Below are 14,486 nucleotides of genomic sequence, written 5' to 3'. Positions count from 1 at the left end.
GACACGCCCCGTGCGGGCCGCGGGCCCCGGTACCTGGTACCCGGTCTGCGCCGGCCATGACCTGCCTTTCCGCCATGTGTTCCACGGCCAGCTGCTGGGCCAGGAGCTGGCGGTATGGCGAGCCGACGACGGCCACGTCAATGTGTGGGAGAACCGCTGCCCGCATCGCGGCGTCAGGCTGTCGATCGGCGGCAACGACGGTGCCGAGCTGAAGTGCGCCTATCACGGCTGGCGCTTCGCCAGCCGCAGCGGCGGCTGCACCTACGTGCCCTCCCATCCCGGCGAGGCGCCTTCGGCCACGCTGTGCGCGCGGCGCTTTCCGGCCGTCGAGCGCCACGGCCTGATCTGGACCACCTTCGCAGGCGACGGCGACCTGCCGCGCCTCGACGGCGTGCCGCACGATGCACTCGCCCTGCGCGGCATCGCGGTCGACGCGCCGTCGGCGGCGGTCGAAGCCGCGCTTGCCGGGTTCGACGCGACAATCCGCTGCTTCGTGCAGCCGGTCGATGCCGGGCGATGCACCGTGCGCGGCGTGTTCCTCGCCCGGCCGGCCGACGCGGTCGGCGCGTTGCGGGCGGCCATCGCCCGACTGACCGCGCTGCGCGACCGACTGGAAGCCGCGGCCGCCGGCGCCGCGGTCGCGGCGGAATCGGTCCCGGCCGCCGTTGCGACGCCGGCTCCGGCACGGCCGCGCAGCCTGGCGATGCGGGTCGTGGCCAAGGATGCGGCCGGCGAGGGCATCGTCGCGCTGCGGCTCGAGCCCGTCGACGGTGCAGACCTGCCGGCCTTCCAGCCGGGCGCCCATGTCGACCTGCACCTGCCCGGCGGCCTGGTCCGGCAGTACTCGCTGACCAACGGGCCGGAGGACGTCACCGGCTATGCGCTGGCTGTGAAGCTGGAGGCCGACGGGCGCGGCGGTTCCCGCACCGTGCACGAGCGGATCGGCGTCGGCGACGTGCTGACCGCGTCCGCGCCGCACAACAACTTCACCCTGCGCCGCGACACCGACGAGACCCTGCTGATCGCCGGCGGCATCGGCGTGACGCCGCTGGTCGCGATGGCCAAGGCGCTGGCCCGCATGCGGCTCGGCTGTGCCTTCCACGTCTTCGCCCGTTCGGCCGCCCATCTGCCGCTGGCGCAACACCTGGCTGCGCTCCGTGCCGAAACCCATCTCGGCCTCGATGCGGCGGGTACCGAGGCGGCACTCGCAGGGCTGCTCGCCCGGCCCGGCCAGGACCGCCATGTCTACATCTGCGGGCCGCGGCCGATGCTTGACGCCGGCAGGCGCATCGCCGAGGCGGCGGGCTGGGACGAGAGCCAGGTCCATTTCGAGTATTTCGCCAACGACGCCGAAATCGACAAGTCGACCCGGTTCGAGGTGGTGCTCGCCCGCAGCGGCATCACGCTGGCGGTCGACCCGGGCCGGACCATCCTGGAGACCGTGCGTGCCGCCGGGATCGCGGTCGAGTCGTCCTGCGAGCAGGGTGCCTGCGGCACCTGCCTGTGCGGCGTGATCGCGGGCGAGCCCGAGCACCAGGACGTCTATCTGTCCGATGCGGAGAAGGCGAAGGGCGACCGGATCGCACTGTGCGTCAGCCGCTCGCGCACGCCGCAGCTCACGCTCGACCTGTAGCCCTCCGATGCTGACACTCTACGACTACGAGCTGTCCGGGAACTGTTACAAGGTGCGGCTGCTGCTGCATTTCTGCGGGCTCGACTATCGCACCCATAAGGTCGATTTCTACCCGGGCCGCGCGCACAAGACGCCCGAGTTCCTGGCCCTCAACCCGCTGGGCCAGCTGCCGGTGATCGACGACGGCGGCGTGGTGGTGCGCGACGCCCAGGCGATCCTGATCCACATCGCCGCGCGCTACGACGCCAGCCGGCGCTGGTGGCCGGCGGACCGGCCGGCACGGCTCGGCCCGGTGGCGCAGTGGCTGGCTTTCGCCGATTCGATCTCTTCGACGGCCGGCGCTGCGCGCCTGCACGCGGGGTTCTTCTACGACCTCGACGTCGAGGCGGCGCGCGCCGGCGCCCTCCGGCTGTTCCGCATCCTCGACGAGCATCTGTGGTTCGCCGAGCGCGCCGGCGACGACTGGCTGGTACCGGGCAACCACCCGACGATCGCCGACATCGCCTGCTTCCCCTATGTCGTCCTGTCCGAGGAGGGCGGCATCGCGCGGCAGGACTATCCGGCGATCCGCCGCTGGACCGATCGATTCAAGCGCATTCCCGGATTCGTCGTGATGGCCGGCGTGCTGCCGGCAAGCCCGGGCCGCTGACCGCGGCCGCCGGGCCGGCCGCCCTCAGGCGGCCGAAGCCGGTTCGGCAGCGAAATCGCCGGCAAGCTCCGCCCGCACCGCTTCCGGCACCACGGCCATGTGGCCATAGTCCGGGTGGTCGAAGCCGAGCACGACCTGGGCGCCGGCGCGGCGGAAGGCCGCGATCTGCGCCGGCGTGAACTTGAAATGCACGAATTGCACCGCGCTTGCCTTGCCGGCGGCCGAGGTGCGGTCGACGTCCTCCTCCGGCAGGCAGGCGATCCGCTCGCCGCCGACCGTCAGCAGCATGTGGTTCTCGATGCCGCCGAGGCGCGCCAGCACGTTCTCGCGCCGGATCTTGTCGTCGATCTCGAACATCACGGTGGCGACGAGCTCGTCGCCCTTGGGAACCAGCGGGTTGTAGGCGGCGAGTTCGTCGGCCAGCTGCTCGTCGCCGCCCTTCTCGATGAACAGCATCTCCTGCACCTGGTGCAGCATCGTCGCGAAGCACTCGAAGTAGAAGGTGGCGAACGGGCCGACCTCGACGCGGCGGTTGCGCTTGACGGCCGCCATGGCGCGTCGGCGCTCCGCCCGCACCGCCTCGTAGGCGGCCAGCGGCATGACGTCGTCGCGGGTGATCTCTGTCCTGCTCATCGCTTCCTCTTCCGCTCGCGCCCGATCAGGCCAGCCCGTAGGCTTGGGCCATCAGCTCGATCGGATGGCGCGAATGCGGCACCACCGGCCTGCCGTCGTCGCCCAGCCGCTCGGTGCCCTGTACGATATGCTCGCCGGCCAGCGGGCATTCCGAGGCCAGATGGGCCTTCTTCGCCTCCAGCGCCTTGCGCGCGACCGGACGCCCGACCTTGAGCGCGACCTCGAAATTCTCCTTCATCACCCCCCACGACCCGCCGTGGCCGGAGCATCGCTCGATCACCTCCAGGTCGGCGGACGGGATCAGGCGCAGCATCTCGGCGGCCTTCTGGCCCATGTTCTGGGCGCGCGCATGGCAGGCGATGTGCAGCGACACGCCGCCGTCCAGCGGCTGCATGCCGTCGGCCAGCCCGTGGCGCTTGGCGATATCGACGACATATTCGGTGATGTCGAACGTAGCCTGTGACAGCTTCTTGACCCCGGCGTCGTCGGGCAGGATCAGCGGCCATTCGAACTTCAGCATCAGCGCGCAGGACGGCACCAGCGCGACGATGTCGTAGCCGCGATCCACATAGGCGTTCAGTGCGGCGGAAACCTGGCGGGCCCGCTCCGCCACCCGGGCGATGTCGCCGTGCTCCAGCTGCGGCATGCCGCAGCAGGCGGGATAGACCACCTCGGTCTCGATCCCGTTGCGGGCGAGGACGGCCTGGGCGGCGGTGCCGATGTCGGGGTTGTTGTAGTTGCAGAAGCAGGTGGCATAGAGCACGGCCTTGCGCCCGTGGGCCGGCGCAGCGGCGTTGACCGCCGGCGGGTTGGCCTTGGCGCGCGCGACCAGCGTCTTGCCGTGGTATTTCGGCAGCGCGGCGTCGCGATGCACCCCGGCGACCTTTTCCATCAGCGGCCGGGTCAGGCCGTTGCCGCGCTTCGACGCCCAGTTGGCGAGGCCCGGCGCCATGCCGGCCAGCTTGCCGTTGCGATCGGTCTCGGTCAGCCGCTCTTCCCACTTGTTGCCGCCGCCATGGGCCCGCTCCGCCGCGCGGGCGCGCAGCATCAGATGCGGGAAGTCGAGGTTGAACTCGTGCGGCGGCACGTAGGGACACTTGCTCATGAAGCACATGTCGCAGAGGGTGCAGGCCTCGACCACCGGCTTGAAGCCGGCGCTGTCGACGCTGTCGAGCTCGCCGGTCGGCGATTCGTCGATCAGGTCGAACAGCCGCGGAAAGCTGTCGCACAGGTTGAAGCACAGGCGGCAGCCGTGGCAGATGTCGAACACGCGGCGCAGCTCGGCGTCGAGCTTGGCCGGATCGGTGAAATCGGGGTCGGTCCAGTCGATCGGGTGGCGGATCGGCGCTTCCAGGCTGCCTTCGCGCATCGCATGACCTTTCCGGCGCCGCCCGGGCAAACGGGCGGGCGGGCCTATGCTTGGACTATGCCGGAGCCGCCCGCGAACGGGCCGGGCGCCGATGGCGCCCCGGCCCGGCCGCAGACGGTCGGATCAGGAAATGTCGTTCAGGGCCTTCTGGAACCTGCCGGCATGCGACTTCTCGGCCTTGGCCAGGGTCTCGAACCAGTCGGCGATCTCGTCGAAGCCTTCTTCGCGGGCCGAGCGCGCCATGCCCGGATACATGTCGGTATATTCGTGGGTCTCGCCCGCCACCGCGGCCTTCAGATTCTGCACCGTGGTGCCGATCGGCTCGCCGGTCGCCGGATCGCCGACCTCGCGCAGGAACTCGAGGTGGCCATGGGCGTGACCGGTCTCGCCCTCTGCGGTCGACCGGAACACGGTGGCGACATCGTTGTAGCCTTCGACGTCGGCCTTCTGTGCGAAATAGAGGTAGCGACGGTTGGCCTGGGACTCGCCGGCAAAGGCGTCCTTCAGGTTCTGTTCCGTCTTGGTCCCCTTCAATGCTGGCATCGCTGTCTCCATCCCGAATTTTCGCGCCCTTGTGTGCACGCCGGCCCTCCGACGCACGTGAGGCGCACGGTCAAGATATGAGCCGGGCAGACGGGGCTGTCAACAGTTTAGAACCATTCAAATCTGAGACGAATTGGCCAGACTGGCGGAAAGCCTGGGGTCTGCGTCAGCCGCCAGCCGCGCCCGTGCGGTTAGGACGCACCCGGATGACAACGTCGACGGCGCTGATCACGCGCCCGTCCGGCGTCGTCGGCAGCCGGGCGAAGGCGACCTCGTTGGCCGCGATGTCGACGATGTCGCCGCTGTCCTCGTGGTAGAAGTGGTGATGTGCGCCGGTGTTGGTATCGAAATAGACCCGGCCGGGCTCGACCAGCACCTCGCGCAGCAGGCCGGCCGCGGTGAACTGGTGCAGGGTGTTGTAGACCGTCGCCAGCGAGATGTGGGCGCCGGCGGCGCGCGCCTCGCCGTGCAGCTGCTCGGCGGTGACGTGGCGGTCGCAGCTGCCGAACAGCGACTGGGCCAGCGCCAGGCGCTGGCGGGTCGGGCGCAGCCCCGCCGCCTTCAGCCGCGCCACCAGCGCCGGGTCGCTATTGGCCCGGGCTGCGGCGTCCTGCCGTTTCGAATGCTTGCTCATGACAGGCAAAGATAGGACCGCCGGCTGCCGCAGGCAATCGTTCACCGTGTAAACGACGGAAGAGCCGGCGGGGCCGGTCAGTCGCCGGTGGCGATCCGCGCGACCAGTTCCTGCACCGTCGGGATATAGCCGTTCGAATAGAACGGGTCGGAGGCGAAACGATAAGCGTTGTGCCCCGCGAACATCAGCTGGTCCTCGATCCGGTCGGAGTGGCTGATCTCCTGCAGCGTCTTCTGGATGCAGAACGAGCGCGGATCGGCCTTGCGGCCGGTCGAATAGGGCTCGTCCTGCGACCAGTTGGAAAACTGGCAGGCGCTGAGGCAGCCCATGCACTCGATCTGGTCTTTGCGGATCTGGTGGCCTTCGTCCGGCGTGACGAAGATCAGTGTCGAATCCGGCGTGCGCATCGCCTCGCCGAAGCCGTCCGCCATCCACGCCTCGGCCCGCGTCTTGTCATGCGCCGTGACGAACACTGTGCGCCCGCGCGCGCCGACCGCCAGCTCGGCGTCGTGGTCGCCCAGCGGCTCGCTGGTATAGGCGATCTGCCGGTCGCTGCGCTCGACCAGGTTCTGCAGGAACTGGTTGCGCACCGCCGAGGAATAGAAGCCGGTCGGGCTGAACCGGTGCAGCAGCACGTCGCCTTCCTTCAGGGTCAGCAAACGCTGCTTCCAGGCGTCGGAGATCGGGCTTTCCATGGTCAACAGCGGGCGGGTGCCGAACTGGAACCCCACCGGCGCCACGTCCGGGTCTTCGATCCAGTCCTCCCACTCGCGCAGGTACCAGACGCCGCCGGCCATGATGATCGGGGTGTCGTGCAGACCGAACTCGCGCATCTGCGCCCGCAGCGCGACCACCCGCTCATACGGCTGCTGCGGCTGGGTAGGGTCCTCGGCGTTGGACAGGCCGTTGTGGCCGCCGGCCAGCCACGGGTCCTCGTAGACCACGCCGCCGAGCCATTCGCCGAACTTGTGATAGGCGCGCTTCCACAGCGCGCGGAAGGCGCGGCCGGAGGACACGATCGGGTAGTAGTAGACGCCGTGCGACGCGCAGATCTCGGCCATCCGATAGGGCATGCCGGCGCCGCAGGTCACGCCGTGGACCAGGTCGCCCACGCGGTCCAGCGCGGCGCGCAGGATGGTCTCGGCGCCGGCCATCTCCCACAGGATGTTCATGTGGATGCGGCCCTCGCCGCCGGCATATTCGTGCGCGATCCGCGCCTGGTCGCAGGCGCCCTCGATCGCATAGGACAGCAGCTCCTGGTGACGCTCGCGCCGGGTGCGGCCGCGATAGATCTGCGGGATCAGGTTGCCATCGGCATCGTAGGAGTCGGCGTTGACGCCGGAGAAGGTGCCGATGCCGCCGGCGGCGGCCCAGGCCCCGGACGACCGCCCGTTCGAGACGGAAATGCCCTTCCCGCCCTCGATCAGCGGCAGGACTTCCTTGCCCGACATGCGGATGGGCTGCAAAGCGACCATGGACAGGCAACCTTCCTCAGAAACTGCGCTCGTGGACTATGTGTGTCCGCCCGATGCCGAATGACCACTGTTCAGAATATTTTTTTCGGCGTTGCCTCTGCAACGGCCGGCGCGCGCCGCGGTTCCGTCGCACCTTAGGCGCCGCGTCGGTTGAAACATGGTTAACGCGCGCCCGGCCGGACCGCGCCCCGACCGACGGCAAATGCCGGCTCAGCCGGCCGCCGGCTCGTCCTCCAGCACCGCGAAATGGCGCCGGGCCGCGTTGCGCTGGGCCTGGTATATCGAGGTGGCGTCGGCCGGCAGCGGCGCCGGAATCCGCACCGGCACGTCGGCCAGCCGCGGCCGGTTCGACGGCGTGCCGCAAATCAGTTCGGCCTGGAAAGCGTCGTAGCTGCCGTAGGCGGCGAGGGAACCGGCCAGCGGCCAAGCATCGCCAGCCGCCAGTTCGTAGAGCAGCAGGCCGCGGTCGCGGCCCGAGCGGTTGAGGTCGGAGCCGTGCACCAGCCGGGCGTGGTGGATCGACATCGATCCCGCCGGACCCATCAGCTTGACCGCGTTGGCGAGATCGAGCCCGGCGGCCTCGGGGTCCATCGCGCCGCAGAACACGCCGTTGCTGTGGTGGTCGAAGACGGGACCGCGGTGGCTGCCCGGCACCACCATCAGCGGACCGTTTTCCGCGTCGACGTCGTTGAGCACGATGCCGATCGCCAGCACGTCGTCGTTGGTGGCCGGGTAGAAGGCCCAGTCCTGGTGCCACTCGACGGGCGCGCCGTAACCGGCGGACTTCAGGTTCAGCTTGCTGTTCTGCAGCCGCACGTCGGGGCCGAGCAGCTGGCGCACCGGTCCCAGCACCTCGGGCAGGCGCACCACGCGGTCGAACACCGCGCTGTGCACATGCGGCTTCTTGATCCGCCGCACCCGCGGCCGGTCGGGCCGGTGGCTGTCTTCGAGGTCGTAGACCTCGGTATTGCCGGTCAGGCCCTGGGCGCCGGCGAGCAGAGCGGCGATGGTGCCGCGGATCTCCGCCAGGATCGATTCGCCCAGCACTCGCTCGAGCATGACGTAGCCCTGCTCGTGATAGAAGGCGACCTGCTCGGGTGACAGACGCATCGCGGATCCTCCCCAGGAACCGGGCGCGGCGACAGTGCGCGGCCCGGCCGGACTTTCCCACGAAAGCCGGCCGCCGCCAAGCCCGCGCCAGGGCCACCGCGCGGTCGACACCCGTGCGCCGCCTGGGTTAGCCTGCCGCGACGCAACGACGGTTCGGCGCATGACCGAGACGACCCGCCAGTTCAACTGCCCCAATTGCGGCGCCGCCCTGAAGGCGTCGCTGCGCTACGCCAAGCAGGTCGCCTGCGACCACTGCGACAGCATGGTGATGCTGGAGGACGCGGTGGTGCGGCTGGCCGGCAAGCAGGGCGTGATGGCCGACATGCCCTCGCTGCTGACCCTGCACGAGCCGTTCGCCTACCAGGGCAAGACCTATACCCCGGTCGGCCACATCCGCTTCGACTACGCCCACGGCTTCTGGGACGAATGGTGGGCCGAGACCGCGGACGGCGCCTGCTGGATCAGCGTCGACGAGGGCGACATCGCCATCGAGGAGCCGCTCGAGCTGAGCCGGCCGGTGGACCCGGCGGCGCTGGCCGTCGGCGCCACCGTGCGCGTCAATGCCGGCGAATTTCTGATCACCGAGGCGGGCGAGGCGGTCTGCCGGGCGGTGCGCGGCGAGATACCGGAGGCGATCGCGCCGGGCGACCGCTTCGCCTATTGGCACCTGAGCGGCGCCGATGGCGCGCTGGTCACGCTGGAGGCCGAGGGTGCCGAGGTCACGGCGACCCGCGGCCGCTGGCTGAACCCCTATGCGATCGCCGCGCGGCCGGCGGGCCGGGCATGAGCGACCGGGTCGCCGCGATCAACTGCACCAGCTGCGGCGGCGCGCTGCAGCTGAACGGCGGCCATCGGGTGCGTGCGGTCAACTGCAGCTATTGCGGCGCTGTGATGGACGCCCACGCCGACTATCAGGTGCTGGCGCAGTACAAGGACCTGAAACGGCCGCAGACGCCATTGCGCATCGGCATGACGCTGACGCTGAAGGGGGTCGAGCATACCCTGATCGGCATCGTCGAGAGCCAGATGCGCGAGGAGGGGCAGACCTACCGCTGGGTCGACCACCAGCTCTTCTCGCCGACCCACGGCTACAGCTGGCTGACCTTCGAGGACGGCCATTTCGTCTGGAGCTACCGGGTGCGCGAGGTGCCGCAGCCGGCGCGCGCCGACCGGCTGGGGCCGAAGACGACGATCCGGGCGATGGGCATGAGCTTCCAGGTCTACGAGACCTGCACGGCCCGGATCAGCTATGTCGAGGGCGAGCTGACCTGGGTCGCCAGGCTGGGCGACCAGACCGAAAGCACCGAGGCGATCGCGCCGCCCTATCTGTTCGCCTACGAGCGCAGCGCGAACGAGCTGGAATATGCCTTCGGCGAATACCTGACCGCCACCCAGGTCAGCGAGGCGGCGGGCGATACCGTGATCTCGCCCTGGCGCAGCGGCATCCACCCGGCCCAGCCGGAGCCGCCGCGGCCGTTGATCAGGGCGATGGGCAGGGCCGGCCGCATCTTCGCGCCGATCGCCCTGGTCGGTCTGCTCGCCACACTGGCGGTGGGCGGCACCGAGATCCAGCGGATGCGCATCGACGACCCGCGCACGGGCGCCGTGGTGCCGTTCAACGCGCCCGACGCCGGCTATCTCTATCAGGTCTCGCTGGAAGCCAGCGTCAACAACACCTGGGCCTATTACGAGGTCGGCCTCAATCGCGACGGCGAGGAGGTGGAGCTGGGCAGCCTGGGCCGCGACATCGAGTATTACACCGGCACCGACAGCGACGGCAGCTGGTCGGAAGGCTCGCAGGCGGCCACCGCAACCTTCCATGTGCCCGAGGCCGGCGAGTACGAGCTGGAGGTCTTGCTGGTCGAGGCCGAGAGCGAGGCCGCGAACCACCCGGTCACCGTGGTGGTCGCGGAGAACGTGTTCGTCAGCCGCTATTTCCTGGCGCTGTTCGTGCTGATGCTGATCGCGGCGGCGGTCGACCCGGTGCTGTCGTTCCTGTACGAAAAGCAGCGCTGGAAGCCGGTGATGGGCGACGACGATGACTGACCGGCGGCAATCGGGCCGGTCCGGCCGGGAGGTGCGTGGATGACGAAGATCATGATCCTGGTGTTCGGGGTGCTGACCGCCGGGGCCGGCGCGGCCACGTTCTACGGCGTCGGCGCCGAGAGCTTCGACATCGACCGCAGCGTGCGCGGCGGCAGCGCCGGCAACGGCGGCATCGTCGCGATCAAATAGCACCGAAAAAATAGGGGAGTGACCGCCGGTGGACCTTTTCTCCGACATCAGGCTGGCCGAGGTGATCGCCACGGTCTTCTACACGCTGCTCGGCCTCGGCCTGTTCATCCTGAGCTACATCATCATCGACAAGATCACCCACTTCTCGCTGCACGAGGAGATCGCCGAGAAGAAGAACGTGGCCGTCGCCATCCTGATCGGGTCGGTCGCCATCTCGCTCGCCATCCTCATCTCCAGCGTCATCCGATCCTGAGCGTCGGCCGGCGCGTGCGGGAATGCCGCCGCTGACCCGTCGGCCGCGATGAGCGAAGAGGCGCCACAGCCGCCGGCCGAGGCGACGGAGCTGCCGCGACAGGCCTATCTGCCGCTGCTGGCGGCGACCCTGGTCATCGCCGTCAGCGGGCTGGTCTACGAGCTGATCGCCGGCACGGTCTCCAGCTACCTGCTCGGCGATTCCGTCACCCAATTCTCGCTGGTGATCGGGCTGTTCATGACCGCGATGGGCCTCGGCGCCTGGCTGTCCCGCTACGTCCGCCGCCTGGAGGCCGCGTTCGTGGGGGTCCAGGTCGCGCTCGGACTGGTCGGCGGGTTCAGCGCCCCGCTGCTGTTCTTCGCCTTCGTCGCGATCGACAACTACCAGGCCTTCCTGTTCCTGGTCTGCATCGTCGTCGGCAGCCTGGTCGGACTGGAGATCCCGCTGGTCGTGCGCATCCTGCAGCGCCAGCGGGCGCTGGCGGTCAACATCTCGAACATCCTCACTGCCGACTATCTCGGCGCGCTCGTCGCCGCGCTGCTGTTCCCGCTGGTGCTGGTGCCGCAGCTGGGCCTGATGGCGGCGAGCCTGGTCTTCGGCCTGCTCAACCTGGCGGTGGCCGGTCTCGGCGCCTGGCTGTTCCGAGGCACGGTGGCGCGCGGCACCTGGACGCTGCTCGCGCTGGCGATCGTCGCCACCGCGACCGCGCTGGCGCTGACCGACCGGCTGGTCGGCCTGCTGGAAAGCCGATTCTATGACAGCGAAATCCTGTACGCAGAGGACACCGCCTACCAACGGCTGGTGCTGACCACCAACGGCACGCATACGCAGCTGTATCTGAACGGCGGACTGCAGTTCGACACCATCGACGAGTACCGCTATCATGAGGCGCTAGTCCACCCGGCGATGACGCTGGCACCGCGGCGCGCGCAGGTGCTGATCCTGGGCGGCGGCGACGGCATGGCGGCGCGCGAGGTGCTGCGCTACGCCGACGTCGTCGCGGTCACGCTGGTCGACCTCGATCCCGCCATGACCGCTCTGTTCCGCGACCGGCCCGACCTCGCCGCGCTCAACGGCGGCGCGCTGGCCGACCCGCGGGTGAGCGTGCTGAACCGGGATGCCTGGGATTTCGTCCGTGCCGAGCCCGGGCTGTTCGACGTCGTCATCGTCGACCTGCCGGACCCGCATACGCTGGCCGTCTCCAAGCTCTACTCGATCGAGTTCTATGCCGACCTCGCCGGCCGCCTCGCCGCGGACGGCGTGCTGGTCACCCAGGCGTCGTCGCCGCTGTACGCCCGCGAGGCGTTCTGGTGCGTACACGACACGCTGGCCGCCGCGCCGAACCCCTATGCCGCACCCGAGGCGGGCGAGACGCTGGCGACCCGGCCCTACCACGCCTATGTGCCGAGCTTCGGCGAATGGGGCTTCGTCATCGCCGGCGCCCGCCTGCGCAGCGGCGCGCACGCGCCGCTGCCGGCCGGCCTGCGCTTCCTCACCGCGGAGTCGCTGCCGCGGCTGTTCGACTTCCCGCCCGATATGGCGCCGGTGCCGGTCGAGCCGAATTCGATCCTCGACCACACGCTTGTGCAATATTACGAGCAGGGTTGGCAGGACTGGTTCCAGTAGCGCGCGCAGCGTGAACGGCCCGCCACTTTTTCGCCATCTCCGTCGGCCATGCTGGTTCGGTTGCGTCTGCGGCAATGGGAGTCGGCGATGCGAATCGAGCCTCGGAAGACCGCCCCGGTCCGGCCACTGGCCATCTCCGCCGGTCTCGTTCTCGCCCTCGGCAGCGCGGCCTGCGTGCCCGGTGGCATCCGCATCTCGGCCGGCGGCTTCGGCTTTTCGACCAACGCCCTGTCGCTGTTCGGCAACAGCCTGTTCGCGCCCGGCACGGCCGCGTCGGGCCAATCGCTGCCGACCGCGGTCAACGGCCCGCGCGAGGTGGCGGCCACCTTCCACAACGAGGTCGATTGCGACGACCGCATCGGGCTCAACCTGGGCGAGGGTTTCCTCGATCCCGCATCGGGCAGCTGCTTCGCCTGCCCGCAGGGCTATGTGCGCGACCTGGCGACAGCGATCGACCAGCCGGCCGCGTGCCGGCCCCAGGCCGGGGTCGGCATTCTGGCCGAGGCGGAAGACCTCGGCATGCCCGGCTGTGAGGCCGGCACCTTCCAGATCGACGACGCCTGCTACAGCTGTCCCGCCGACATGACGCCGACCGGCAACGACGACGTCGGCACCGCCTGCCTGACGGCGGAATAGGACGGCGCCGGCCGCGGGCCGGCATCGCGGCGCCCGGCGCGGCGGCGCGGGCATACACGACCTTTCGGCCGCGGCCGGGTTCTGGTCTAGGATGACCGCACCCGCCACCGCGAAAGGCCCCCATCCCCATGCCGACATTCGATGTGGTCTCGAAGACCGACCTGGCCGAGGTCGACAACGCCGTCCAGGGCGCGATGCGCGAGATCGGCACCCGTTACGACTTCAAGGGCAGCAACTGCTCGATCGAGCGCGCCGACACCGTGCTGACGCTCAAGGCCGACGACGACTTCCGGCTGAAGCAGGTGCAGGAGCTGCTGCGCGGCTATCTGGCGCGGCGCAAGGTCGACGCGGGCGCGTTCGACTTCGCCAAGCCCGAGACCGCGTCGGGCAACAGCCTGCGCCAGACCGTGACCGTCCGCCAGGGCATCGACCGCGAGCTGGCGCAGACGATCATCAAGGCGATCAAGGCGGCCAAGCTGAAGGTGCAGGCGGCGATCCAGGGCGACGAGCTGCGGATCAGCGGCAAGAAGCGCGACGACCTGCAGGCGGCGATCGCGCTGATCAAGGACCAGAAGATCGAGCAGCCGCTGCAGTATGTGAACTTCCGTGACTGACCGCGCCGCGGCCGCGCGCTGCCGGCGATGAGCGGCCAGGAGACCTACGAGCGCTGGCACGCCGAGAAGACGGCTGCCTTCCTGTCGCAAGCCGTCGCCGCGGCCGAGCCCGACCCGGCCAAGCAGGCGCTGTTCCGGGCGATGGCCGGCGCGGCCGAAGAGCAGGCCGGCATCATCGGCCGCGATCTGGACCCCGTTCCGGCGTTCCGGCCGCGCCTGCGCGCGCGCCTGGTCGCGCGCCTGACCGGCTGGTTCGGGCCGCGCGCGGCCCGGCCCCTGCTCGCCGCCTCCAAGGTGCGCGGCATTTCCGTCTACAGCGCGCCCGCGCCGGAGCTGGGCCACCCGATGCCGACGTCCGTCGAGCATATCGGCGGGCGCCACACCGGCGCGGGCGGCGGCGCGCTGCGGGCCGCCGTGTTCGGGGTCAACGACGGGCTCGTCTCCAACGCCAGCCTGGTGATGGGCGTGGCCGGCGCGGCGGTGGAGCCCGGCGTGATCGTGCTGACCGGCGTCGCAGGCCTGCTCGCCGGCGCCTTCTCGATGGCGGCCGGCGAATATGTCTCCATGCGCACCCAGCGCGAGATGTTCGAGCACCAGATCGCACAGGAGCGCGAGGAACTGGAGCTCTATCCCGAGGAGGAGGCGGAGGAGCTGGCGCTGATCTACGAGGCCCGCGGCGTCGACCTGGACGACGCCCGCACCATCGCGCGCCAACTGATCGCCAACCCGAAGGTGGCGCTCGATACCCTGTCGCGCGAGGAGCTGGGCCTCAACCCGGACGACCTCGGTTCGCCCTGGCGTGCCGCGCTGTGGTCGTTGCTGGCGTTCGGCGTCGGCGCGGCGGTGCCGCTGGTGCCGTTCCTGTCCGGGCTGGCCGGCGGCGCGGTCCCGATCGCCGCCGGGCTGACCGCGATCGCGCTGTTCGCGGTCGGTGCGGTGATGAGCCTGTTCTCCGGCCGCCGTGCCGTTCTGGGCGGCCTCAGGATGGTCGGCATCGGCGCACTGGCCGGCGGCGCCACCTATGCCATCGGCGCCGCGCTAGGCGTGGCAGCCGGCTGACGGGGACGGCAGGCGCC

The 14,486-nt window shown here is 70.0% G+C and carries 16 protein-coding genes; 10 read left to right on the top strand and 6 right to left on the bottom strand.

Annotation, left to right across the window (positions count from 1 at the left end; genetic code table 11):
* The first annotated feature begins 10 nt into the window (after positions 1-10).
* Positions 11-1,633, top strand: a complete 1,623-nt coding sequence (locus tag R3F55_11885) for a Rieske 2Fe-2S domain-containing protein (GenBank protein MEZ5668112.1) — start codon at positions 11-13, stop codon at positions 1,631-1,633.
* Between the two features lie 7 nt (positions 1,634-1,640).
* The gene (locus R3F55_11880) at positions 1,641-2,282 is read left to right on the top strand and encodes a glutathione S-transferase (protein ID MEZ5668111.1); all 642 of its coding nucleotides are present in this window, start codon (positions 1,641-1,643) and stop codon (positions 2,280-2,282) included.
* Positions 2,283-2,306: 24 nt separating this feature from the next.
* Here R3F55_11880 and R3F55_11875 read toward each other — a convergent pair whose 3' ends face one another.
* The 6 genes from R3F55_11875 to R3F55_11850 form a co-directional block, all read right to left on the bottom strand.
* Complete coding sequence (locus R3F55_11875) at positions 2,307-2,915, bottom strand: DUF3501 family protein (protein MEZ5668110.1); 609 nt, start codon at positions 2,913-2,915, stop codon at positions 2,307-2,309.
* A gap of 25 nt (positions 2,916-2,940) precedes the next feature.
* Complete coding sequence (locus R3F55_11870; GenBank protein MEZ5668109.1) at positions 2,941-4,284, bottom strand: heterodisulfide reductase-related iron-sulfur binding cluster; 1,344 nt, start codon at positions 4,282-4,284, stop codon at positions 2,941-2,943.
* A gap of 123 nt (positions 4,285-4,407) precedes the next feature.
* Positions 4,408-4,827, bottom strand: coding sequence for a rubrerythrin family protein (locus R3F55_11865; protein ID MEZ5668108.1), 420 nt, complete (start codon positions 4,825-4,827; stop codon positions 4,408-4,410).
* Positions 4,828-4,993: 166 nt separating this feature from the next.
* Positions 4,994-5,461 (bottom strand): Fur family transcriptional regulator, encoded by a 468-nt coding sequence (locus R3F55_11860; protein MEZ5668107.1) that lies wholly within the window; start codon positions 5,459-5,461, stop codon positions 4,994-4,996.
* Between the two features lie 77 nt (positions 5,462-5,538).
* The gene (locus tag R3F55_11855) at positions 5,539-6,936 is read right to left on the bottom strand and encodes a nitronate monooxygenase (protein ID MEZ5668106.1); all 1,398 of its coding nucleotides are present in this window, start codon (positions 6,934-6,936) and stop codon (positions 5,539-5,541) included.
* A gap of 210 nt (positions 6,937-7,146) precedes the next feature.
* Complete coding sequence (locus R3F55_11850) at positions 7,147-8,046, bottom strand: phytanoyl-CoA dioxygenase family protein (protein MEZ5668105.1); 900 nt, start codon at positions 8,044-8,046, stop codon at positions 7,147-7,149.
* 160 nt (positions 8,047-8,206) lie between these two features.
* Between R3F55_11850 and R3F55_11845 the strand changes: the two genes are divergently transcribed.
* From R3F55_11845 to R3F55_11810, 8 genes are all read left to right on the top strand, one after another.
* Positions 8,207-8,833: a DUF4178 domain-containing protein gene (locus tag R3F55_11845; protein ID MEZ5668104.1), complete on the top strand. Its 627-nt coding sequence runs from the start codon at positions 8,207-8,209 to the stop codon at positions 8,831-8,833.
* Positions 8,830-10,092, top strand: a complete 1,263-nt coding sequence (locus R3F55_11840; GenBank protein ID MEZ5668103.1) for a DUF4178 domain-containing protein — start codon at positions 8,830-8,832, stop codon at positions 10,090-10,092. The genes R3F55_11845 and R3F55_11840 overlap by 4 nt, the downstream gene beginning before the upstream one ends.
* A gap of 39 nt (positions 10,093-10,131) precedes the next feature.
* Positions 10,132-10,281: a hypothetical protein gene (locus R3F55_11835; GenBank protein MEZ5668102.1), complete on the top strand. Its 150-nt coding sequence runs from the start codon at positions 10,132-10,134 to the stop codon at positions 10,279-10,281.
* 28 nt (positions 10,282-10,309) lie between these two features.
* Entirely contained in the window at positions 10,310-10,534 is a 225-nt protein-coding gene (locus tag R3F55_11830) for a DUF350 domain-containing protein (GenBank protein ID MEZ5668101.1), read from the top strand.
* A 48-nt stretch (positions 10,535-10,582) separates the two neighbouring features.
* A complete protein-coding gene (locus tag R3F55_11825) occupies positions 10,583-12,160 on the top strand; it encodes a polyamine aminopropyltransferase (protein ID MEZ5668100.1) in 1,578 nt (525 codons plus the stop codon).
* An 87-nt stretch (positions 12,161-12,247) separates the two neighbouring features.
* Positions 12,248-12,796 (top strand): hypothetical protein, encoded by a 549-nt coding sequence (locus R3F55_11820; protein MEZ5668099.1) that lies wholly within the window; start codon positions 12,248-12,250, stop codon positions 12,794-12,796.
* Positions 12,797-12,924: 128 nt separating this feature from the next.
* Positions 12,925-13,410, top strand: a complete 486-nt coding sequence (locus R3F55_11815; GenBank protein MEZ5668098.1) for a YajQ family cyclic di-GMP-binding protein — start codon at positions 12,925-12,927, stop codon at positions 13,408-13,410.
* 27 nt (positions 13,411-13,437) lie between these two features.
* Positions 13,438-14,469, top strand: a complete 1,032-nt coding sequence (locus R3F55_11810; protein ID MEZ5668097.1) for a VIT1/CCC1 transporter family protein — start codon at positions 13,438-13,440, stop codon at positions 14,467-14,469.
* The last annotated feature ends 17 nt before the right edge of the window (positions 14,470-14,486 follow it).

The organism is Alphaproteobacteria bacterium, from assembly GCA_041396705.1.
GTDB lineage: Bacteria > Pseudomonadota > Alphaproteobacteria > CALKHQ01 > CALKHQ01 > CALKHQ01.
This window is presented reverse-complemented; position numbering and strand designations above follow the sequence as displayed.